Raw genomic sequence first — 23168 nt, forward strand, 5'->3', positions numbered from 1 at the left:
CCTCTACTTGTTTCTCCCACTGCCTTACTGCATGCCGAGTCACTCCCAGACGACGCGCCACTTCAGATCTTTTAATCCCTTCCCCTCGCAGCTTCAGGCCTTTTAAACGACGTTTCTCTAATCCTTTGAAATCTCGTTTCACTCCCGCTATATTACCCATTTCTACAGTCTTTTTTTATTAGATTATTTGGGTACTTCTTTTTGGTGATATATTATGCAATTGTCAGTAAGTCACATTACGAATTTTTAAACAATCACTTTTTGTAGTAGTTTTCACAAATTAGGTTTCTTTAAAACAGATCCTTTATGAGTTCCTACATTTTAAAAAATATAAAATCTGTGGTAGGTTCCTGTACTAGTTTGGTATACAGAATATTCCAATTTCCTAAAATGTAGGAACTCTCACAAAACTTAGAAATCATTGTTCCTATTTATCTATCGCAGAACTATTACCTCATATTTATATTAACGTGAGTTCGGTATAACGGCGAAAAGGATCCGACGCGAGGAAGTTAGCAGAACGCTCTTTCAAACTCAGTGTCTCACTCTTATGGTCGTTCGATAGATCGTGTTCTATATTGAAACTAAAGACGATTATTGTATAACTTTTCCCGTATACAATTTATTGATCAGAACTGAGCAGCCTCCTGTGGTAATCGGTGTCGTTCAGACTTTCTTACATCCAACTCACGTTAAAATAAATTTTTTATAGAATGAAGATCGTAAAACAACGATTTTATGAAGAAAAGTGATATTGAGAAAGTTGTATTCGTATTTTATAGAGATTCTTTTATCGAAAAATGAATTTTGGAATGATCCTTTTTTTATAACGTTATTTAAGTATATGAGAGAGTAAGCAAGGTAACTACACACATTTCTTTAAGGCAGGCAAAAAAAGGGGACGGTGTAACTTTCGTCCCCCGTCCATTTCAAAGTGAAAATTCGCAGTGGAAGATACAACCAGGGAGGTTGTAGTCCATCCATTGAAAAGTATCGGCAGCGGGAGTTCCCACATTAGGCCTCTGGATAAAAAATAAAGGGCCGGATTAAAAAACTAAAAACTTTATGCGGTGCAAAATCTTTGACTTTTAACGAGAATAATATTTCCTGGCTATCATTATGCTGACCGTCGTAACTATATTGTTTCTGGCTATTTATGGGATCGACATAGTCGCTCTCTTTTTCTTTGGGATTCATACCTATATCATGGTATATCTTTATAAAAAGAATCATACCTATTGTGAATCCGAGCCGGACAAAATTTTAGACGTCAATGATCCAAATCTGCCTGTAGTGACTGTGCAATTGCCGATCTTTAACGAATTTTACGTAGTAGATCGATTGATTGAAACAACTGTCGCGCTTAAATATCCAAAAGATAAACTTGAAATACAACTTTTAGATGATTCTACAGACGAGACGGTTGAAAAGTCTAGAAATCTAATCAATCATTATAAATCACTCGGATTTGATATTCATCATCTTCATCGATCGGGGGCGGAACGTACCGGGCACAAGGCAGGAGCTTTAGAAGCGGGAATGAAAGTTGCTCGAGGAGAATACATCGCAATTTTTGACGCGGACTTTATGCCGGCCTCTGATTTTTTAATTAAAACCGTACCTTATTTTGATGATCCTCAAATCGGAATGGTACAGGTTCGTTGGGGACATATCAACGCGGATTATAATGTTCTTACAAAAGCACAATCTTTTGGAATTGATGGGCATTTTATGATCGAGCAGGTTGCCAGAAATGGATCTCATCTCTGGATGAATTTCAATGGGACTGCTGGAATTTGGAAAAAAGAATGTATCATCGATTCTGGCGGATGGGAACACGATACTCTTACAGAAGATTTTGATCTTTCTTACCGCGCAGAAATGAAAGGATGGAAATTCCGCTATTTTAAAGATATTGAATGTAAGGCTGAAATTCCAGCAATGATTTCTGCGTATAAATCGCAACAATTCCGTTGGTGTAAAGGTTCTATACAAACCGCTGTCAAGTTGCTTCCAAGAATTCTACGGGCGGATCTTCCTTGGAGAATTAAGTCAGAGGCAATTGTTCACTTAATCAATTATTCAGTTCATCCTTTAATGGTGATCAATATACTTTTTAGTGCTCCTTTATTGTTGATGGACTACTGGTCTGGTTTCAGCTTTTATGATTTACCGATCGAAATTTTAATGGGAACTGCGGCGATTTTATCGGTAGGATCTGTAGGACCTATGATCTTTTACGCGTATTCTCAGAAAATTCTTCATAAAGATTGGAAAAAAAGAATGTTGTATCTTCCAATTCTAATTATGATCGGGACTGGAATTGCGATCGTAAACACAAGAGCCTGGTTAGAAGCGATTCTTGGGATTCAATCTTCATTCAAACGTACTCCTAAACTTAAAATTGAAAAGAATACAGATGTATTGAAAGAGAGACTGAAATATACGGTGCCTTTGGATTTTCATGTGGTACTTGAATTTCTAATGGGATTTTATTGTATCGGGACCGTTTTTCTTTCTTTTGCACTTGGAAAACCTCAGATCGTAGGTTTCTTAGCGATTTATGCGCTCGGATTTTTCTACGTTGGATATTTATCTTTGAAGGATGCATTTTGGAAACTGGGAGTTTCCAAACAAGAATCTGCAAAAGAGCTTTCTACTCAGGCATAAATTTCTCTGTGGATAACTTTTAGAGAGGGCTAAGAGTTTTCTTGTGTCCTTTTTCTTTGAGAAAAAGATAATTATAGATTTTATTTTAAAGAGATTTATCTCTATAAAATAAAATCTAAAAAGAACATTGCCAAATCAAATTTTTACATAAAATCGCAGTTTTGCGAACTTTACAAAAATGAAAAATCTATTTGATTCGGCTGAGAAAGAATTTTCTAAAAGTATGAGTTCCCGCAATTTGAGAATTTGTTCGTAAAATCGTGATTTGTAGTAATTCCCCACATCATCATTTTATAAACAAACCTAAGTTTTGTGTGAGTTCCTAGACTGGGATACGATTCGATTATTTATAAACTTCTATTTTTTTAAATTGCGGTAGTTCTCACATTTTAGGGAATCGGTCTGTAAAGTTCAGATCCCAACTTTTTCAGAAGAATGAAGGCCCGAACTCATACTTTATTTTATAAAGGCTTCCTGAATATAAGTTTAATGTAAGAAGTTCCGTTTTATAAAATCTGGTTTTTCCGTAAAAATAATCTGTGGGAACTACCGCAAATTAAGATTTCACAGTGAAACTTTGAAAAACTCAGCTATTTCTCCCAGTAAAAAATCTTAATTCTTAAAAGTGTGGGAACTACTTTTAGAAAAAACTCCCAACCATAAAACTCTCGTAGATTAACGTGAGTTCGATATAACTAATGCGAAAGCAATTATTATGCTGTGATCCTAAAAGCAGCATTGAGTTTGGAAATTCCGAAGGAATTGGAGTGAAAAAGAACTTAGTGAAATACTTTTTTACGAAAGTGTTTGAAACTCAACACAACGCTCACTACGGATCGCGTTAACTCAGCGTCTCGCTTCTATTGGCGCTCGACAGGTTGCGAAGCCATTTTAGCTTTGAAATATGCGAGCGATTCACCCAAATTTTTTTACATCGAACTTCACATTAGATTAAGAATTGTTCTCAGAGCTTGTTCCAAAATCTCAAAGAAGTTTACGCGATCATTCTTTAGAAATTTTTAATAAAATGCAGTAGTTCCTACAATTAAGTCGCATTTGACAATTTGCGAGCAGTTATAATGTCGTTAAATCTTCGTAGTAGTTCCCACATTTTTTGTGAAGTTCAAATCTTGAATACCAACCCATAGAGGCATTTGCTGAATATTCACAACTCAGAGCATCGTTTTTATGGTCGCTCGACCGAATTTTGAATAGACTCTTTATATAAAAAAATAGAAACTTATAATATTCCAACTAAAGGGCCTTCGTACCAACTTAGATGAAGACTCAGAGTCGAAGCTCTAAGGCTTATGCTTGACTTTGCACTTTTTTCTGAAAAATTGACAAAAAACCGTTACTTTTTATAGGAACCCGAATGAGTGAGAAAGTTTACTGCGCTAATTGCCTACACTGTGTGACTGTAAGGCAATATGAATCCGAGGCGGATAAGTATATTCTCCGCGTAAAATGCACCAAGAAAAAATGGTCCAAAAGATCCGGAGAAGAAAAACTCTATAAATATTTCACCGTTGCTCGCCGTATGCAAGTAAACTGTGAATTTTATGAGCCGATGGGTGAAATTCTTCCTTATATCAAAAATCTAAAGAAAGAACTTCCAATCAAAGACGAAATCTACATGGTGAAAAATCTCACCTAAGAGTTTTGAAGCCCTCCGCTTTTACCCTCAAACCAGGATTGGTCCACGGAAGATTTTCTCGTAAGACCGTCCTGGAAGAACCATTTACATTATTTCCCGAATCGGGAGCCCTCTATTTAAAAGAATTTCCGACTCGAGTATTTGCAGGAGAACCACTCGTTAGACAGTCTGTCGGAACACTTTTGTCACCTGTAGACGGGATTGCGAGTCTCATTCAAGGAGAACATTCCACAAAGATCCGGATCGTACAGGACGGAAGTTTTCAATTGTCCGGTGAAACCAAAATCGATTCTTCTTTAAAATTAGAACAAGCTTTACAGAGAATGGACGAACTCGGACTTGTCTCTCTCGATTTTCCAAATACAACATTATCTACTCTTTTTAAAACGTTTCGTTCTTCTTTGATCGTACTTTCCCCATATACTAAAACTCAGTCTGTTGATTTTCAAAAAATCCTTTTAAAGGAATACAAAGAATTGCATATTCTATTTTTAGAATATTTGAAAGTATGGTTTCCAGAAGCTTCTATTAAAGATTATATAATGTCTCCGGTTTCTTTTCGAAAATACGAATATCCACTAGGATACCCGCAGTATTTTGTAAAAAAAGCTCTATCCGAAAAAATATTCCAAAAAGAGAATATTCTTTATATAGGACCTGAAACTCTCTATCACCTTTACAGAGCCTTGTTCAAAAAAATCCCATATATAGAAAGACATATCACGATCTATTATGTGGGAAAGAACGGCGGTCTTAAAAAAGAAGAATCCCCGATCAAGTTCAGAGACGGCCAAAGTCTAGGCTTTTTACTTTCTGAAAAAAAGAACGAATATCCAAACTTCACTTTCAATTCCTTTTTCGACGGGGGAGAATTTCATTCTTCATCCGAGGAATATTTTCTAGATATTTATAAACATCATTCTATAATATTCGTTTCTGGTAAAATTCAGGAACGGAACGAACTTCCTTGTATCGAATGCGGAGAATGTACTTATAATTGTCCTTTAGAATGTAATCCGATTTCTCTTGTTAACGGACAGGGAAAATTTTTTGCGGACGCTTGTATCGAGTGTGGAATTTGTACTTTCCTTTGCCCTTCTGGAATTTCTATCAGAAATAAAATTCGAGAAGTAAAAAGCAGAGACCTGGAAAATCAAAATGCCTGATTATCTCTTAGTTACTAAGACGGGTTTTTTTCGAAAGTCAGATCCGTTTTATCCGGATATTCTCATGGGACTTTTTTCGTTTATAGGAATTGTCTTGTTTGGAACCGCTCCATTATGGATTTGTTATGTGATTATTCTGGGAGTTTGTTTTGTTTATCAATTTACGATTATAAAACGTAAGATCTATTCCTTAAAATGGATCGTTCATACAGGAATTTTTGTCCTTCTTTTACCGATTCATCCTGGAACGATAGTCTGGGCCATACTCGCTGGAATTACGGGAATTTTTTTATCTTCCCTCTTAGAAAATCGTTTTAGGGTTCAAATGCCACTTTCTTTGGTTCAGCTTTTGATCTTTTTATTCTTTTATCTTTTATTGCCAACGATAGATATTTTTTCCGGAATTGCGGGTAAACCGAGTTTATCTTTTAGGGACGAATCAATTTCCGATATTTTCAGCGTTCTTTCTTTTTCACAGGAAGGTTATTCTCCTTTGAAATTTTCTTCTTTGGAAACTATGGGAGCATATTCGATTCTTTTTCTGATTCCAGTTTTTTTAAAAAGTCCGAATTATTTTCTGATCCCTTTGATTTTTATAACTGGTTTGATCGTAGGAGTTGGGAATTTAGCTTTGGAATATTTTCCCGTTCTTTTGTCCGCTTGGGTATCGTTCTCGATTCTTTTTACTTCGCCCGGAAGAAATTTATATACCGCTTGGATTTATTCATTCATAGCGGTTTTAGCGACCGTAGTCCTTTTTTATGTCATCCAAGTTTTGGTACGTTTTTCTTTACCGATTTTCACCTTTTCTGTTTTCTATTTTTTCATTGAAGCCAGTTTGATCCGTATATTTCTGGGAAGCAGAGTCGATAATTTCGGACAATTAGAGTCGTTTGAATTGTAGTTAGAATGATGATCGTGTATTGTAACAAACATAGACAACAAGACGAAAAGTCAGTGGGGCGGATATGAATCAGCTCTTGACTCTTCTTCAACCAGAAACAGTCATTTTTAATTTGGAATCCGGAAACAAAGAAGAAGTGATTTCCAGACTTCTACAAAAGGCGATCGATGCACATCAAATAGACGCAGAAAATAAAGAAGAAATTTTAGAATCTCTTCTTGCCAGAGAAAAGTCAATGTCTACTGGGATCGGAAGTGGGGTTGCAATTCCTCATTGTTCTGTCAATCTTGTAGACGAACTCAAATGTGTGATGGGACTCAATCCGAACGGAATCGATTTCGATTCGATCGATCATCAACCGGTTCATATCTTTATTCTTCTTATCGTTCCTAAAACTAAATTTCAAGAGCATATCAAGACGCTCGCGCAGATTGCAAAAGCATTAAATGTAAAGGAAGATAGGGAAAAATTGATTCGTTCCGGGTCCTTTGAGGAAATCCAAAAAGCCTTTTCTCGGAATGTCTAATCGTGCAGGGAGAAATCTCTAGGTTCTTTTTATTTCTTGTCGCATTAATTTTTTTCTCCATTCTTTTTGGTCATTTACGTTCTCTGAATAAAGAATATCTTTATGCGGATTCGTCCTTTTCTAAGGAAGAATCTTTTCTGGAACAAAAATCCTTTTTGTCTAAAGTATTTTCCTTTGTTAAAGGAATTATAATATTTCAATCCGGTAAAACCACTTCCGGAGAATCTGTCTGGAAACATATTTTTTCAAGAGTTCTTCCTACGTTACACCTTGCGGTTTTTTCGGTAGGTTGGGGGAGTTTTTTTGCGGTAGCACTGGCGCTTATTGGTTCTAAAAAGGAAGAAGGAATTTTTAAAAACGTATTTTTATTTCTGAGCAATTGGATTTTGTCCACTCCGGTTTTTGTAGTGAGTGTTGTTTTACTTTTGATTTTTTTTGTACAACTGGAATGGTTGCCTCCTGGTGGTTACGAACCTTGGAATAGCACGTATGTGATTTTACCAGGAATTGCTTTAGGTTCTAGAGTTTGGGCCAGGATCTATCAGTTTGCTCTTAGTTTTACCGAAATTGAATTAAAATCACCTTATACAAAGGTTTTAAGAGCCAGGGGATATTCTAAAAATAGAATATTATGGAATCATATTTTATTGAAAATTCTTCCATTACTTGTTGTTTTAATTCTTCTAGATTTTAGTTCTCTTCTTTCTGGAGCGATGATCGTGGAAGAGATATTTTTTTTTCCTGGAATTGGTAAATCTATGTATTACGCGATTCAGACTATGGATGCAGAATTGTTGAGCGCGCTTCTTTTTTACAGTGGTCTTACGTTTTACATTTTCAGTAGGATTTCTATTCGTTTTCAAAAAAGTCTTACCGGTAAGGAGAACATTTCTTGATCTCCTTTGGTAATGGTCTTAAAATTTTTTTTGTATTTTTAACTTTAGTTGGCGTAGTATGGAAGAGTCCACCTACAGAAGTTTTTTTAGAAGACAGTTTTTGTTCTGTAACTTGGAACCATCCTTTTGGTTGTGATCGATTGGGTCGGGACGTATATAGTCTTTTTTCTTACGGAACAATTTCTACCCTTATATTTTCTCTACCTTCTCGATTATTTACTTTGGTGTTCAGTTCTTTGATTTGTCTTTTTCAATATTCTTTTCCGTTTACTGGAAAATGGTTTTTTACTCCGATTTCTTCCGTGTTCGTTTCCGTTCCTTCTTTGCTCATCGCTTTGCTTACGGTTCACGCGTTAGGACAAGGAGCTTACGTTTTGATTGTTGCAATTTTGTTAGGTGATTGGGCTTTTTCATACGAAACTCTTCAAAGTAAAATTCGAGAAGCGGATGGAAGTGGGTTTGTTCTCGCTTCTTCTTTTTTTGGGGCCTCTAGGGTTAATGTTTTTCAAAATCATATTTTTCCTTCGACTTTTCCAGTCTTAAAAGTTCTATTTACTACAGGATTACCTGGGGTTGTAATGACGTTGGCGCTTTTTAGTTATTTGGGAGTAAGCGCGGGTTCCGACTGGTTTGGTCCCGGTTTAGGTGAACAAATTTCCTTTGCAAGGGATTATGTTTATTTTGCTCCTTTAGCTTTGGTGATGCCTATCGTAGGGATCGTCGGTTTGGTCGCTGCTTTAAGCGTGAAAAAAAAATGATTCGATTATCTGCATTTATTTTAATATTATCTATTTTGAATATAGGGATTTTTGCGCAAGGCATCGACAAATATTATCGTTTTCCTGAATCTGGAATGCATACAAAGGTTACGTTCGAAACCGAAAGAAAACTATGTATATTCCCGCTTAAAAATCAAAATGTGGACCCGAATTTAGATTATTTGAGTAAGGGTTACGGAGGAGTTTTATTTTCAGGTTTAAAAGGACTTTTTCAAATTTTTGATCCGGACGTGGTGCCAAAAAGTATTCAGCACGGTTTTGGAGATCCCACCCAAAAGGAAAGATTAAAAAAAGGGGAGTGGGACGGGGACGTTTTGGAGAGAGTAAAGAATATAAAAGAAACTTCTCCAGAAAAGGATCCTCGTTTTCTCACCTTAAAAACCGAGTTTATTTCGGAGGAAACTCCGCCCGAAGACAGCACTCTATTTTTATCCGGTAAAAAAGCAGGGTGTTTTTATCATCTCGCTGGAACATACGAAAAAAAAAGCGAGTCTCAAATGGAACTCAAACTTGTTTTGCGATCTTCTAAAGACGCTTCTCGAAAAGAATTTCGTGCTAAAACTAGCGTTAGACGTTCTTATCAGGAATTAGAAGGTTTGATCGGAGAAATTAAAAAAGAATTAGTTGGAAAAAATACGATCTCTTTTTCGTTTAAGTCAGGGGATTTAGATGGGGTTCTCGTTTTTTTGGACGGGCAATTTTTGGGAAAAACTCCTTTACAAAGATCTGATATTCTTCCCGGAAATCGCAAAGTTAAATATTACATGGATGGATTTCAGAGCGAAGAAAAAAGAGTTTCGATTCAGGACGGTGGAAGTTTTGAAATGATTCTTTCTAAAACTCCTAAGGATGGATTGATTTCTGTGACTTCTAATCCAGAAGGTGCAAACGTTTATCTAGGTTCGGAATTTTTAGGTAAAACTCCTATTGACAACGTTCGAGTCAAAACGGGTTATAATCGTCTTCGACTTTCGATGGAAGGTCACGTTGATCTTTTAAAAGGAGTGGAGATCAAAAAGGATGAGGAAACAAAACTAGATTTGGTTCTAAAACAGGGAGATACGATCACTTATTATAAAAATAAACAGAATGTTTTTTTGGATTATTCGTATAACGATTTTTCGATTTATTCCTTATATGGTACTCTTTTGTTTTACCTAGGTTATTATTATTTTAATTTAAAGGCTAACGATTTATACGATCGTGCTCGTAGTCGTGTTAATCTTACCGGTCTTTATTATGCGTCTCTTTCTGCTCCTCAAGATCAGTTTATCGGTTTGTATTTTTACGAAGAAAGAATTATTCGTGAAACGAATCGGGACGCGGGTAGGTATCAAAAACTTGCAGGGAACTTTGGTAGGCACGAAGGATTGACCGGCGGCGTGATGATTTACGGAATGGTGGCGATGTTGATTTTAGCCGTAACTTTTTATTGGTTAGGTTTAGATGAGGAGACTTTGGATGTGGGAGCGGTTCCGAAAAGGTTAAACAATCCGTATGCGATTCCGGGCCAGTTTGTTGAGATCGATTCTTTTGCGAAGTTTAATTTAAAATTTTGAATATTAAAAAAATAAAATATTAAGAAAAATAGATTCTCATCGAATGACAATCGCAGAGCAAAAGAGTTGTTAAAAAATGAATTCTCCATTTGTTTCTGTTTTATAGAAACGGTCGACTGAAGCAGTTTTGTTAAACGCCACTATGGAATTTTTCAACAACTTTAAAGTTTTCGTGAAGTTCGGCATAAGAAAATGAATTTTCTAAAAGTATGAACTCTTACATTTTTAGAATTTGTTCGTAAAATCGTGATTTTGTAGTGCCACATTTTATGAATTAATCTGTAAAATTCAGATTTGTAATAAATTCTACATTTTGTTTTTTGCATAAAGGTTAACTTTCATAAACGGATTTCTCCACCAGTGAATCGAAGTGACAAAGACATAGCGAAGCTTGCTTGACCGATTCGGAGAGAAAGCATGAAGCCACAATTACTTTGAACTACATAATAAAATACCTATTTAACGTGAATTCGGTATAATGCGAAAGGGATCGATGCGGGGAAACTAAAGCACAACGCTTCCTAACATATTCAACGCACATTTTTCAAGTGTTCCGACAAGAATGAGTCTTTTTACTTGCAAAAAGTATGTTTTTCTGATAGAGAAAAATCTTCCGAACTTCTCCACCTGAATTGCGACCCCATGGGAAGCAAATTCATTGAGTTGCCACCCAAAACGTGGGAAAACTAAAGCAGAACGCTCACTATGGATCACGTTGGAAACTAAAGCACAACGCTTTCCTGAACTCAGCGTCTCGCTTCTATGGATCGCGTTCTAAATTGAAATATACGATGATAAGTCGTATAACGTTCCTATATAGAATTTATTGACCAGAGCTGAGAGCCCGGTCCGGCTGTTTATGGCAGCTCTAGATTCATCCAGGTTTTTTTACGTTGAACTCACGTTATTTGATAGTTTACATTTTAATCATGTGAATTCAGAAAAAGAAAATCTGGGCGAATAAAAAATTCAATGCAATGACTCACTATGAGTCGCAACATAAGAATTGCTTTCGCATTGGATTCTATCGAACTTACGTGAAACGGCATTTATGATAAACATTTAGATACTCAATTTTATAAAGATCAGTAGGCGAATTTCTTTCCTTAATTAATTTTTGAATAGAGATTTTGCCTAACGAAGGAGATATTCGAAGTTTCGCCCAGATCTTAAACCGTATCTAATAGATGGGAGGAAGATGAATATCCAACTTTCCACTCTGCAAAGCAACCGAGCACACCACATTGAGTACAACGACATCCAACGTAAAGCCAGTGAATTTCAGAAGGCGGATCCTTGTGCATGGCAAAGCCCACGCCCACATTGGTGTGAAGAGAATCACATTCGATGCATTTCCATTGTTCGGGTTCCACGTCAGGCCAGTGCTCCGCGCTATCGCAAATGAAATGGGCAGTGCCACATTGAGCGCACAGTCTACGTGCAACTCCTTCGTTGTTGTCTGCTTCTAACCCGAAAGTGACAGATCCGCATTCGCACTTACTCAGGCGAAATTCTGAAATAGGATACCCATCTTGTGAGTAAGCAGAGAGAAATTCGGCGATGTCGGTTGGTTCTGAGCCTATCCACCACTTTCCGCTTGTATTAACTGTCATGTACGTCCCTCCTTTTCTTCCTGGCGTTATATCCATTAACTATTATTTTTTTCACTTTTACTTTGGGTATCTCAATACGACTGAGTTAGTCATTGTGGGAACTATTACAAATCCAGGTTCTGCGGTTAGATTTTAAAAATGTAGGAATTCTCTCAACATTTTGGTTTGTCTGTAAAATGTAGTATTTCATCGACAAATTACTTTCAAAATCGCAAAGAAAAAGAGGTTTAATTTGTAGAGCTCTTACGTTTCTATAAAAATTCACTTTTTATTTTTACATTCGTTGTAGAAAGCCGCGTTTCTTATTGTTAGTTTTGTCAGAGTAGACTGGAAACAATCGGGAATAAACGAAAACTACCTAAAATCAAAATCGGTTCAAAAGAATCGTCTAAACGCTGTAATACGGATCTAAATTCATAATCGGAGATCGTTTCTTCTGCTTGGCAGTTGGCTGGAATAACAAATCCATTTTCCTTTAGAAATTGAAATCCTAAAATATCCGATTTTTTACGTGCTTTTCTTAAAATTTCCAAAATACCGTTGCCATCCTTATCTTTTAACAAACCCGCATAAATTCGAAATTTATGAGATGGAAAAAGAAAGGATAAACTTTGTAGAGTTTCTGTAAAAGCATCAGGATTGTGTGCAGGATCAAAAACGACAAGTGGAGAATGCCGTAAAGTGCTTAATCTACCCGATGGAAGGGTCATATATTTTTCAAAAATTTCGAAACTAAGTGTATTTGAAACCAAAGAAACGTTTTCAGACCTAGGAAATTCTGGATCAATTTTTTTATTGGTTGATTTTAAGAAAAAATCAAATTTTAGAATATTCTGAAATACTTGATAAGAAAAAATCTGATTTTTTTTTAGATACGTTCTGTTAGATGGAGTTTGAGGGATGATCGTACAGTAAATTCCGTTTTGAGAACACCAAGATGAGATTTTTTCGTTTAATTCCGGTTCGTTTTGTTCGATTGCAAAAAGTGCTTTCGTGTTAGAATTACAAATTTTGAGTTTCTCTTCTAGAATTTCTTTTTTAGTATTTCCTAATATTTCTTTATGATCTAAACCTATTACTCCTAAAACAACTATGTCGGGATCACAAAGTTTGGTTGCGTCTAGTCTGCCCCCAAGTCCTGCCTCATAAATTTGAATTTCCGTAGATTCTTTTTCAAAAAAAGAGAAGGATGCACACGTAAAAAGTTCAAAAAAAGAAAAAGATTTTAAATCTTCTAGGGCGTTGAGAGATTTCCATTCGCTTAACAATTGATCTAGTTCTTTTGTGAGAATGTTTCTAAAATTTTGAGATTTGGTTCCAATCCGTATTCTTTCCAAAGGGCTAATCAAATGAGGTGAAGTGTAAAGTCCCGTTTTAAAACCGTAGATTCGAAAGTATTCCCCTAAAAAATGAGTGATAGAACCTTTTGCGTTTGTTCCTATCACTGAGATTCTACAAAGAGTGGATTTGTTTCTTTGATCAAAGCCAAACTTTTTTAAGGTTTTGGCAAAAGGTTCCAAGGAATAGCTGGTAAAAACGTTGAAATTTCTGCTCTTTTCTAAATTGGAAAGTCCGTTTGCAAATTCTAAAAAGTCGGAATCTGAATTCATCTATTTTCTAATGCTTTAGAAAGACGTTCTCTGGTTTTGATTATATCATCTACGTTAGGCGAAATATCTGTAAAAAGTTCAAACTGTTTCATTGCCTGATACAAAAGCATTTCTGATCCGGGAATGATTTTGGTTCCCGCTTTTTGTGCCGCTTTAACCAAAGGAGTTTCTAGAGGATTATAAACTATATCAAAAAGAGTCATGTTCGAGTTAAAAAATTTTTCGGGAAGATACGGACCTGGTGATTGTCCTTTCATTCCCAGAGGAGTTGTATGAATGACTAATGAAATTTCTTCTTTTTGATCAAATAACAGATCTTGCGAAATTGGTTCCGCTTTTACGTTTGAATTTTTAGTAACTAAAGAACAGATTTCTTTTGCGGTGATTTCATTTCTGGAACATACAAGTAAGTTTTGAATTTTACCCGAAACTGCAAGGCTAAATGCGATTCCTCTCGCGCTTCCTCCGCTTCCTAAGATTACTACTTTTCCAGTTCTTAAAGATTCTGGAGAAAATTCTAATATGGAACGATAGGCACCTTCTCCATCGGTGTTGTATGCATAAATCGAGTCCGGTCCGATCAACAATGTGTTGGAAGCTTTCATAATTCTAGATGTGTCATCTGCTTTGTTGGCGAGAGCAAAAGCTTTTTCTTTGTGGGGAATGGTTACAGAAAGTCCTAAGATTCCAGAGTTTCGGAATTCTTGTATTTTTTCTACATTGAAATCTGGAGTTTCAAAAATTAGATACGAGGCGTTAATATTTCTATCTTTATAAATTGAATTATGAATTAAAGGAGAAAGAGAATGTGAAAGAGGAAATCCTACTATACCGAAGGTTTTAACCGTTTGATTTATTTTGGTTTTCAAATTTAGTTTTCTCTTTTTTGTTTGGCTTTACAAACAAGATTCGATTTCTTCAATTCGTTTCTTGTTAAATTTCCTTGGAACTTTTGACTTTTTTGTACCAAAAGAAGCAAGTTTCAGAGCAATTACTAAAATGAGTCGACTAAAAAAACAATTCCCGAAAATGCTGTATTGGAATGAGCCTATTGAATTTACCTGATTCTTTTTTACACGAACTGAGCGGACAACTCTTTTTGATTCCTCTTGCTTCTTTTTCGGGCTCACCTTGGTGGACTACCATTCTGGATGTTTTATTCGTAGTCGGTATTTCCGGTGGACTTTCTTGGTATTATTACTATTACAAACGTAAGGATCTTCTAGGCGGTTTTTGGGGAGCTCTTATCGTGGCTCTTTTGGGATCTCTAATTATACTTTCTTTGCTTCAAGATTTTATTCGTTCAGTAGTTCTTTGGCTCGTTTCTCCTAAATTCGGTATCTATCAAATTTCAAATGTAAACTTACTTGCGGTTCTATTGGGCGGTCTACTTGCTCTTTACATTATGAACCGCATCAATCACAATAAAGAAAGAAGAGATTAAACTTCAACCCATAGAAAAGGCGTTTAGTTGAGTGAGTTCAATGTGCTAACTCAGAATGTCTTTTGTGGACCAGTATCTAAGGCGGGAGTTAGTTCAGTTTTTGCAAGATCATTTGTAAGTTGAGAAAACGATTTGTAGAGTGTGGTGTAAGTCCTATAACATTATATTAATTGCAATAACGATGAAGAAGTCCCAAAATAGTTTTTTCTTCATCGTTCCAAACTTTTTAATGTTCTACATTCGATATTTAAAACAATTCCAAAAATCTAAATCAAAAAATCTCGGATATTTTAAGAAAAATTTAATTATAAATACTTGATAAATTTATAATGCAATTTCAGTAGTTTTTATTTGGGATAGGTTTTGAATATGAAAAAACTTGAATTTATAATAATATTTATCTATTCTAAAATAATTGATTTCTGTTTATTGTAGTGCTGTGTTCAGAATCATAAAATATTTTTTCTAAAATACCCATCTGCTATTCTTTTTTAAAAAAAGTTTAAAAGTGGTTTTCGCTTTTATAAAAACAGAGGAGCATAAATTTTATAACGATTTTAATGAGTTCCCATGAACTTCGATATGAACCTTGGACATTTTATTATAAGTTTTGAATGAAAATAGATGAAGGGATAATAAAAAATATATGGAAATTTCAGATTTGGCGCTGAGAATTATTATTGTATTGATTCCTGGATTTCTCACAACGTTATTATTTCGTTATCTTAGTACACATAAGGATTATTCAAATTTTTATTTTATAGTTTTGTCATCGGTTTTCGGTTTATCAAATTATTTAGTTTTAGAAGTTTTATTTCAATTATTGAATTTACTAAAATGTATCTTTGTTTTCATAACGAATGGAAATTGGATCATAGAAAATAAGTTGTTCGTAAGTTTATGGGGCAGTCTAGTCAATCGGTCTTTTAAGGTTGAGCCAATTGAAATCTACGAAGATAAGTCGTATAACGTTCCTGTATGCAATTTATTGATCAGAGCTGAGAGCCCGGTTCGGCTGCTTATGGCAGCCGGATTCGTCTAGGTTTTTTTACGTCAAATTTACGTTAACATAAAGTTACATATCACAAATAAGTTTGGTGATATGACATTTGGTCCCATGACTTAAATTCAGAAGAGGTAATTTGGATTCGAGATTTCAATCATTTTCTTACCTACTTTGGTCGAGTTAAGGCTTAGCACCCAAAGAGAACTTTTATGACCTTTATACAATCAACGGTAAAAAGAATTTTACAATTTGAATTCAGCGTATATCATTGAGCGATGGGATGTATTCTATCGAACAACTGAAATATTGAGAGGTTTTATGGCGAATGAGAAAAAAGGTAGTAAGAATGTAATATATGATGGTCAAATAAAACCGATTACCGAAGGTTTTATGAAAGGGAATATTAAAAATAATACTAACGAGCCAAAACCAAATACTCCCCCACCTCCGCAGAAAAATAACAAAAAGTAAATTCTAAAATTATAATCTTTAAGAAATTTTAATATTCTCTTATTGGTAATAAGCCTTATTGGGATTTTTTTTGATCCATATTTGACAATGAGTCACGCAAACGTTTACTATAACTTAACCGTTCCCACGAAGCTCCAACTGTAGCTCTTTCAAAAGCCATCTTTGAAAGAGATTTATTTAAAATGTCTATAGATTGAACTGCATTGACATTTGTTTTTACATTCATTCTACTTTGAAAGTTTTTTAAGTTCCAAGTGTAAAGACCAAATTCTTTCGGTTGAAGTTCGGGTAATGGTAGTAGAACCGGAGAATTGTGTGAATTGATTTGTAACGATATACTTATGGGTCGAGAAGCGTTTTCAATATCTAGTAAAGAAATGTTTTTGAAACGAGCGCTTTCTATAATACTACAAATTCCTTTTATCAATTCCTGAAATTGTACATCGAACTGATTTCTATCTTCTTGGGTATAATTTCTATGAGAACTTGTGACCGCCAAGATTCTAAGTTTTTGGAGAATTTCTGTGATGATCTGAAAATGTATTTCTAACGTATGTAGAAAAGATTGAGCTTCCTCGATTTGAGTGAAAGAAAGTTTTCTTTCAGAGAGAGTTCTTTGGTTGGAAACAGAACCGCAGGAGATATAAGTTATAAAAAGGAATAAACAAAAGAATCGATAAAATAGAATTGTAGAGCAATTCATATTTGATTTATCGACACTATATTAAATGTTCGAAAGAACTTCTTTGTAACAAAACAACGTAAAATTCTGATTGAAAATAGAACTTTTTGAAAAAATGAAAAACGTTTTTAAAAATAACGTGAAGGGATCGATGCGGGGAAACTCAGTAGAACGTTCTCTATTTTCTTACGTTGAATTTACGTCGCTTTAGACTTTTGGAATGGATAAAAATATGATTCTGGATTTTTAAAGCGAGTGATTTGCCAAGAGTTGAACCCACATTAATTTAACGTGAACTCGGTGTAGGAACTCATAATTCTGAAAAAAGTTGGAATCTGAACTTTACAGATTGATTCTTTAAATGTGGGAACTACTGCAATTTAAAGAATAGAACTTTATAACATTTGAATTTGTTGTATTCAAGTGTAGGAACTCACACAAGGCTTAAGTCTGTCTATAAAATGATGTGGGAACTACTGCAAATCACGATTTTACGAAAAAATTTTATAAAATTATAGGAACTCATACTTTTAGAAAACTTTTTCTCAGCCGGAACCCACGTTAAAATGGGATTTAAATTTTGATGATGGCCGCCAAATAGCGGTTTTGTGCAAAAATCTGATTGGATGATGATTCTTTTTGTAATAGTTCCCACAATTTTCAAAGTTTAACTGGTAAATCTACGATTTGTGAGAGTTCCCACAGATTAAGTCGTATAATAGAATTGTTGAAAATTTCCATAGTTCAGATTAACAACACTGTTTTAATCGACCATTTCCATGCAAAAGAAACAGATTTTTATAAAACGAATCGAATTTACGCCGAACTCACGTTAATTGAGGGAAATCCTATAAAATGAATTTTTGTTCGAAAACAATCGCAAAACAACAATTTCACGAAAAAAATAAATATTAAGAATATTTCTTTAGATTTTATAGAATAGTAACTTCTATTTTTCTTCTTTATCTTTTAGATTCATTTCATATAGTTTAATATACTTAAGAAAATTATAATAAAATCCAAAAGTCGCCAAAATAAAACCTTGTTTACCGTCTAAAAAACCCAATCGAATGAAATACATCCAAAATGTTTTGTAAAAACCTTCCAGAAACGCTAGAAAAAGACCGCTTTTCTTACCGGCGTTGAATTTTTCTTGAGCGCCTAACTCAGAATAGGTGTTGATAAAACGTATATGATCTCCAATACTTTTATAAGAATAGTGATACACAGGAGAATTCAGTTTTTTGCATATACCCTGGAGTTGAATTGTTTCGTGAACGATCCCACCTCCAAACTTGCCTTTGATTTTGTGAAAAAGGCGGATTCTTCGGTTTGGATACCAACCTCCGTGACGAATCCATTTTCCTAAATACCAGGTTAATCTAGGAGTAGAATAACCGTCTGCGGTCGGAGGTCCGTTTCGAAAAAGTCCTAAAATTTCTTCTTTTAAGTTCGTAGAAACTTCCTCATCTGCGTCTAAGGTTAAAACCCATTCGTTTTGAACTAGAGAAAGTGCAAAGTTCTTTTGGCTTACATAGTTATCGAACTTTCTTTTACGTACTTTGGCCTTATATTTTTTGGCGATTTCTACGGTTTTATCTTTGGAGCCTGAATCTACGATTATAATTTCGGAAACAAAATCTAAAGGTTTCAGACAACGTTCTAGATTGTCTTCTTCGTTGAGTGTGATGATACAAACGGAAAGAGGAAGTCGCATTTAATTTTTATAATCTTGTTTTCTAAGACTTTGAAAGTCGGGAGTGAGAGGAATTTCCAATCTTGCGATCGTAACGTCTTCTCTGATGATGATTCTGAAGTAGGAAGGATCGATCTCTTCTCCTTTGAGCATAATTAAAATGAGAGCCAATCCAATTCCGGCGCCTTCCGTGTTGTCTGCGTTGTCCAAATAGAATTGTGCAATGTCGTTATACCGCATACCCTTTTCCAGTTTTTCGCGGAGAGATTTTTCTTCCTGTTGAGTAATGGGCGCGTTGTTGACTACTTCGATCCTAATTCCGTTTAAAGAATAATGAAAATTGATCAAACAATAATATCCTTTCTTTTGCGCTTTTTGTCCGTAAAGTTCGGACATCTTTTCACTGAAAAGACTCTTATACTCTCTAACTCCTTTTTCGTAATCGGAAGGATCGTTTAGATCTAGACCTTTTTCTTCGAAAAAAATCCTTTTTTGATTTGCTTTGCAAGCGTTGATTGCCAACTCTTTTATTATTGTATAAACCGTAGGAACTAAAGTTGGATGAGTCACCTTATCCAGAATCAGTCCGACTGCCTTTTGGATATGTTCTTCGACGGAATGGGTTATCCTGTGGGTCTTTAAAGACAGGATTTTTCCGTTCTTGATTGTTAGGCGGATATTGTCGGATATTTCTCGGATTTCCTGCCCCATCTCCATGAGCATTGTGGAATCTGTTTTGTTTGTCAAGAGAGTCATTTTAAGAAAGGGAAAAAAGAAACACCCTTTAAAGTCACAACAGATTTGTGCTTATTTAAAACGTGCCGTTTCTTTATTTACGTTCTTATCTTTGGTAGCATCATCCGTCGGTTCAGAGTCTGTTACCCTAAGCCCTGTAAAATACATTCTTCCCGGAAAAAAGGAATATTCAGAACCTTCTGAAATTCGGATCGAAAACGGTAAGGTTGTATCCATTAAAAAAATAAATTCTTTCCAAGATAAAATTTTTTATGTACTTCCCGGGTTTTGTGACGCGAATGTCACTCTTTCCGTAGATTCGTTAGGGGGACAAAAAGATCGGGCCGGTGTTTATCTTTCTCTCCAATCTTTTCTGGCTCACGGTTTTACTGGAATTCTTTCGGTAGGAGATCCTTTTTGGGTGGAGACACTTTTGAAAGACGCACAACGTTCCAAAAAAAAATCTCCTTGGGTAAAAAAATCCGATCCACCTTGGATTGCAGAAAGTTCTGAAACAAAGAAGTTTGTGAATCTTCCGGGTTACGAATTGATTCGTTCTTCCAAAGAGGCTATGTCCAAAATTAAAAAGAAATCTTCCTCTTTCGTTCATTTGTTCTATCGTTATCAAGAGGGAGAATCTTTTTCCTTTGACGGTTCGTTTTTATATCAACTTAAAAAAGCAGCGGACTCGGAAGGAACCAAACTAGCGTTATCTGCCTTTGGAGACGAATTCAGTATTTTAGAAGGAATGAATGCTGGGATTTCAATTTTATATCATCCGATACCGGATGATATTTCGGGGAGGATTTCTTCCGGAGCGTTTCAAAATCTAAACTGGGGTCCTATGTTCTCCGTGTATTATTATCAGAAAATCGCAGGAACTTCCGAGTGGGAAACGGATTTAAATTTAATGAAAGAATGGAGTTCTTACTTTGCAAAAAACATTGCACCCGAACCTGAGTTTGCAGGAAAGTTAACTGAACTTCAAGAAGAGGATCGATCGAACGCCGAAAAAGAATATAAATCCTATCTTGCTTTTTTAGGAAGACAAAAAAATCTAAACCTACTTCTTGCTTCGGGCACAGGCAATTTACACGTTCATCCCGGAATTGGAAGTTGGAAAGAAATGGAAATTATTTCCCGCGTATTCGGTAATCAAGAAACCATTCGGATTGCCACCGAATCCACTTGCGGTTTTATAGAAGCTCCTCACGAAGGAAAAATTATAGAAGGTAGACCCGCATTTATAAATGTTTTTACGGAAGACCCGCTCATCGATTTAAAGAATTTGAAAACTCTTCGCAAAATTATAGCAGGAGAAATTTACTACGATCTTTACGAAAATTCTTCGAATAGAAAGTTAGATCAGCGCGGAAAAAAAGGACAACCTTCCAGTCCAAAAAAAAGAGGAAAACAAAAATGAAAGAATCCGAAAAAGAACTCTTCGAAAAAATGTTAGACGCTTCCTTTAAAAAGAAAAAATCTATGGAAGCTGGAACCAAAATCACCGCGATCGTAAACTCCGCAAAAAAAGATTTTGTTTTCGTAACCGCAAAAGAAGGAAAACTTCCGGGGATCATTTCTTCGGAAGAATTTATAGAATCCGGACTTCCAAATCCAGGAGAAGAATTTGAAGCTTATTTTTTAAAGGAAGATCACGGAGATGTTCACTTTACTACTTGTTTGAGTGGAGACTTGTTAAACAAAGATCTATTAGAAATTGCTAAAAAAGCTGAAATTCCTGTACTGGGTCAATTCGTTTCCGAAGGGGATTCCGGAGCCGATGTAAAAATCGGAGAGTTCAATGCGTTTTGTCCTTTTTCTCAAATTGATCCGGAGTTAAAAAAATTAGGTCTTGTTGGAAAACGTTTAAAGTTTTTAATCCAAGATTTTGGAAGTAGAAACAAGTTAGTCGTTTCTCAAAAGAAAATTTCTGACCGAGCCAAGGAAGCTAAATTAGGAGTTTTGAAACAAGAATTAAAAGAAGGAATGTTCGTTACTTGCAAAGTAAAGACGATCCAAAACTTCGGTTTGATCGTAGAGATGGACGGAGGTCTGACGGCGCTTGTTCCAATTAGCGAAGCTACTTATAAAAAAAATCCGGAATTGGAAAAAGAATTTCAAGTAGGTCAGACTTTAAGAGCTAGAGTTCTTAGAATCGATTGGGAAAATCAGAAGTTCGCATTAACGGTTAAGGATTTTCTAAAGGACCCTTGGGCACAAACGGTTCCTTTTAAAGAAGGTGACATTGTAAAAGGAACAGTCGATTCTCTCAAACCTTTTGGCGTATTTGTAAAGTTAGACGATCATTTTAACGGTCTTGTTCCGGGAAAAGAAACTGGAGTTTCCAATCGAGTTCCTTTAAGTCAGAGTTTTAAACCCGGAGAAGTAGTTGACGTTTTTGTAATGGAGGTCAATCCAGAAAAAAAGCAGATTTCTCTTTCTATTCAAAAGGCAAAAGAGATTCAAGAAAGAATAGATTACAGTAGTTATTTGAGCGTGGACTCGAGCGGTTCTACAAGTTCTTTTGGAGCAATCCTTCAAAACTCTTTGAATAAAAATAAGAAAAAATAATTTTATGTCTTTGTATATAGGTCTTTATAGACCTGAAATTCCTCCCAATACCGGAAACATAGCAAGACTTTGTGTGGCTTTGGGGGCGGAACTTCATATCGTTGGACAAGCGTCATTTGACCTTTCCGAAAAGGCGGCACGTAGAGCCGGATTAGATTATTGGGATAAGGTGAAAATTTATTTTCATTCTTCTTTAGAAGAATATAAAGTGGCTCTTCCTTCTGAAACCAATTTATATCTGGTTTCAATTTATGGTAAGCGATCTTACACTAACGTAAGTTATAGGAAAGGAGATGCTTTTTTGTTTGGAAATGAAACTTCTGGAGTTCCTTTGGAAATAAAAAATTCATGGGATCAAGAAAGGATCTTAAAAATTCCGATGGAAGATTCTTCCCGCTGTTTGAATTTAAGTAATTCAGTCGCTGTGATTTCATACGAAGCGATGCGCCAAATTAAGTCTTGGTAAAAACGGATTTACACTTTCAGAATTTCACATCTCAATGGGTAAAGTATGACTTTTCGTCTTTCTAAAGAAGAAATCGAAAAACAAATTCGGTCCATGCTTTCTCTGGGATTGACCGGAACGGTAAATGATTTTTTTTCTTGGATTCGGATGGATACTATTCGCAAATTCAAAGACGAACCCGATCTTGAAAATACAATCGTAGAAAACATTCTGGAAAGTTTTGTAGAATCCAGTTATGTGAAACGAAGTAAGTTTAACTCTAAAGAATTTCATATTCATCCGGATATCATTCAAGGTAAAAAATTTCCACCTAAGGAATGTTATACTTTGCTTGGTAAAATAACGTTTCAACCGATGCAGTATGTTCGAAGCCGTTTCGAATTTTTTCTCAAAAATCAAGGTACTCCCGAAGATTTAGTAGTCGATCTTTGTATCGGAGTTTTAGAAGCCGTTGAAAACGCAGTCAAGTACGGGGACGGCACCGAAGTAGAAGTGGAATATTATATTGATTCTTCTCAGACTCTTTTTATACAAATTGTAAACAACCTCAAAGAACTGAATTTAGAGCAGGACATAGAAAGGGGAAAATTTTCTTCCACGGCGACATTGATGCGTGGTATGATGGTTATGCAAAAACTTTTTGACGAACTTGATCTTGAAATTTTAGAAAATAAAAAACAAGCTCAGTTTAATGCCAAGAAAAAACTTTCCTAG

21 protein-coding genes and 3 pseudogenes are annotated in these 23168 nt (G+C 35.4%); 15 read left to right on the plus strand and 9 right to left on the minus strand.

From position 1 onward, the window contains the following. Both LEP1GSC059_RS12465 and LEP1GSC059_RS12470 read right to left on the minus strand, forming a co-directional pair. The coding region (locus LEP1GSC059_RS12465) for a helix-turn-helix domain-containing protein (RefSeq protein WP_020980441.1) at positions 1 to 160 on the minus strand (160 nt) is incomplete at its 3' end. 854 nt (positions 161 to 1014) lie between these two features. Next, a complete protein-coding gene (locus LEP1GSC059_RS12470; RefSeq protein WP_036025734.1) occupies positions 1015 to 1233 on the minus strand; it encodes a hypothetical protein in 219 nt (72 codons plus the stop codon). Between LEP1GSC059_RS12470 and LEP1GSC059_RS12475 the strand changes: the two genes are divergently transcribed. The 8 genes from LEP1GSC059_RS12475 (at position 1207) to LEP1GSC059_RS12510 (ending at position 10157) form a co-directional block, all read left to right on the plus strand. Next, positions 1207 to 2670 (plus strand): cellulose synthase family protein, encoded by a 1464-nt coding sequence (locus tag LEP1GSC059_RS12475; protein WP_002177414.1) that lies wholly within the window; start codon positions 1207 to 1209, stop codon positions 2668 to 2670. The genes LEP1GSC059_RS12470 and LEP1GSC059_RS12475 overlap by 27 nt on opposite strands. A 1375-nt stretch (positions 2671 to 4045) precedes the next feature. Then, positions 4046 to 4327, plus strand: coding sequence for a hypothetical protein (locus LEP1GSC059_RS12480; protein ID WP_001291938.1), 282 nt, complete (start codon positions 4046 to 4048; stop codon positions 4325 to 4327). A 5-nt stretch (positions 4328 to 4332) separates the two neighbouring features. After that, positions 4333 to 5493: an oxidoreductase gene (locus LEP1GSC059_RS12485; protein ID WP_017215410.1), complete on the plus strand. Its 1161-nt coding sequence runs from the start codon at positions 4333 to 4335 to the stop codon at positions 5491 to 5493. Beyond that, on the plus strand, positions 5486 to 6397 hold the full coding sequence (locus LEP1GSC059_RS12490) for a hypothetical protein (RefSeq protein ID WP_020980878.1): 912 nt from the start codon (positions 5486 to 5488) through the stop codon (positions 6395 to 6397). Before LEP1GSC059_RS12485 ends, LEP1GSC059_RS12490 begins: the two co-directional genes overlap by 8 nt. A 64-nt stretch (positions 6398 to 6461) precedes the next feature. Beyond that, on the plus strand, positions 6462 to 6923 hold the full coding sequence (locus tag LEP1GSC059_RS12495) for a PTS sugar transporter subunit IIA (RefSeq protein WP_017215412.1): 462 nt from the start codon (positions 6462 to 6464) through the stop codon (positions 6921 to 6923). Between the two features lie 2 nt (positions 6924 to 6925). Next, positions 6926 to 7819: an ABC transporter permease subunit gene (locus LEP1GSC059_RS12500; protein WP_020980867.1), complete on the plus strand. Its 894-nt coding sequence runs from the start codon at positions 6926 to 6928 to the stop codon at positions 7817 to 7819. Continuing rightward, positions 7816 to 8577, plus strand: a complete 762-nt coding sequence (locus tag LEP1GSC059_RS12505) for an ABC transporter permease subunit (protein ID WP_020980898.1) — start codon at positions 7816 to 7818, stop codon at positions 8575 to 8577. Before LEP1GSC059_RS12500 ends, LEP1GSC059_RS12505 begins: the two co-directional genes overlap by 4 nt. Then, entirely contained in the window at positions 8574 to 10157 is a 1584-nt protein-coding gene (locus LEP1GSC059_RS12510) for a PEGA domain-containing protein (protein ID WP_020980888.1), read from the plus strand. Before LEP1GSC059_RS12505 ends, LEP1GSC059_RS12510 begins: the two co-directional genes overlap by 4 nt. 1169 nt (positions 10158 to 11326) lie before the next feature. Here LEP1GSC059_RS12510 and LEP1GSC059_RS23715 read toward each other — a convergent pair. From LEP1GSC059_RS23715 to aroE, 3 genes are all read right to left on the minus strand, one after another. Further along, positions 11327 to 11770, minus strand: coding sequence for a hypothetical protein (locus LEP1GSC059_RS23715; RefSeq protein ID WP_020980889.1), 444 nt, complete (start codon positions 11768 to 11770; stop codon positions 11327 to 11329). A gap of 317 nt (positions 11771 to 12087) precedes the next feature. After that, on the minus strand, positions 12088 to 13380 hold the full coding sequence (locus LEP1GSC059_RS12525) for a folylpolyglutamate synthase/dihydrofolate synthase family protein (RefSeq protein WP_020980873.1): 1293 nt from the start codon (positions 13378 to 13380) through the stop codon (positions 12088 to 12090). Further along, the gene (gene aroE, locus LEP1GSC059_RS12530) at positions 13377 to 14249 is read right to left on the minus strand and encodes a shikimate dehydrogenase (RefSeq protein WP_002177412.1); all 873 of its coding nucleotides are present in this window, start codon (positions 14247 to 14249) and stop codon (positions 13377 to 13379) included. The genes LEP1GSC059_RS12525 and aroE overlap by 4 nt, the downstream gene beginning before the upstream one ends. Before the next feature lie 182 nt (positions 14250 to 14431). On the opposite strand from aroE, the gene LEP1GSC059_RS12540 reads away from it, so the two are divergent. From LEP1GSC059_RS12540 to LEP1GSC059_RS24890, 3 genes and pseudogenes are all read left to right on the plus strand, one after another. Beyond that, on the plus strand, positions 14432 to 14824 hold the full coding sequence (locus LEP1GSC059_RS12540) for a hypothetical protein (protein WP_002177393.1): 393 nt from the start codon (positions 14432 to 14434) through the stop codon (positions 14822 to 14824). A 646-nt stretch (positions 14825 to 15470) separates the two neighbouring features. Beyond that, positions 15471 to 15776: pseudogene (locus LEP1GSC059_RS24885) on the plus strand (hypothetical protein); the annotation flags it as partial. A 114-nt stretch (positions 15777 to 15890) separates the two neighbouring features. Next, a pseudogene (locus LEP1GSC059_RS24890) lies at positions 15891 to 16140 on the plus strand (hypothetical protein); the annotation flags it as partial. Between the two features lie 216 nt (positions 16141 to 16356). On the opposite strand, the gene LEP1GSC059_RS12555 reads toward LEP1GSC059_RS24890, so the two are convergent. From LEP1GSC059_RS12555 to LEP1GSC059_RS12570, 4 genes and pseudogenes are all read right to left on the minus strand, one after another. Next, on the minus strand, positions 16357 to 17004 hold the full coding sequence (locus tag LEP1GSC059_RS12555) for a flagellin N-terminal helical domain-containing protein (protein ID WP_020980876.1): 648 nt from the start codon (positions 17002 to 17004) through the stop codon (positions 16357 to 16359). 433 nt (positions 17005 to 17437) lie between these two features. Beyond that, positions 17438 to 17663 (minus strand): annotated as a pseudogene (locus tag LEP1GSC059_RS24700) (hypothetical protein). 269 nt (positions 17664 to 17932) lie between these two features. Further along, positions 17933 to 18700 carry a glycosyltransferase family 2 protein gene (locus tag LEP1GSC059_RS12565; protein ID WP_002177421.1) on the minus strand — a complete coding sequence of 256 codons (768 nt, stop codon included), beginning with the start codon at positions 18698 to 18700 and terminating at the stop codon, positions 17933 to 17935. Next, positions 18701 to 19396 (minus strand): hypothetical protein, encoded by a 696-nt coding sequence (locus tag LEP1GSC059_RS12570; protein ID WP_017215422.1) that lies wholly within the window; start codon positions 19394 to 19396, stop codon positions 18701 to 18703. It abuts the gene before it with no gap. On the opposite strand from LEP1GSC059_RS12570, the gene LEP1GSC059_RS12575 reads away from it, so the two are divergent. From LEP1GSC059_RS12575 to LEP1GSC059_RS12590, 4 genes are read left to right on the plus strand one after another with little or no spacing between them, the layout of a single operon-like run. Then, positions 19395 to 20837, plus strand: coding sequence for a hypothetical protein (locus tag LEP1GSC059_RS12575; protein WP_036057534.1), 1443 nt, complete (start codon positions 19395 to 19397; stop codon positions 20835 to 20837). The genes LEP1GSC059_RS12570 and LEP1GSC059_RS12575 overlap by 2 nt on opposite strands. Continuing rightward, positions 20834 to 21988, plus strand: coding sequence for a S1 RNA-binding domain-containing protein (locus LEP1GSC059_RS12580; protein WP_017215423.1), 1155 nt, complete (start codon positions 20834 to 20836; stop codon positions 21986 to 21988). Before LEP1GSC059_RS12575 ends, LEP1GSC059_RS12580 begins: the two co-directional genes overlap by 4 nt. Before the next feature lie 4 nt (positions 21989 to 21992). Next, positions 21993 to 22454: a tRNA (cytidine(34)-2'-O)-methyltransferase gene (locus tag LEP1GSC059_RS12585; RefSeq protein ID WP_002177395.1), complete on the plus strand. Its 462-nt coding sequence runs from the start codon at positions 21993 to 21995 to the stop codon at positions 22452 to 22454. A 45-nt stretch (positions 22455 to 22499) separates the two neighbouring features. Further along, a complete protein-coding gene (locus LEP1GSC059_RS12590) occupies positions 22500 to 23168 on the plus strand; it encodes an ATP-binding protein (RefSeq protein ID WP_002177399.1) in 669 nt (222 codons plus the stop codon).

This window comes from Leptospira noguchii serovar Panama str. CZ214 (genome assembly GCF_000306255.2).
Taxonomy (GTDB): domain Bacteria; phylum Spirochaetota; class Leptospiria; order Leptospirales; family Leptospiraceae; genus Leptospira; species Leptospira noguchii.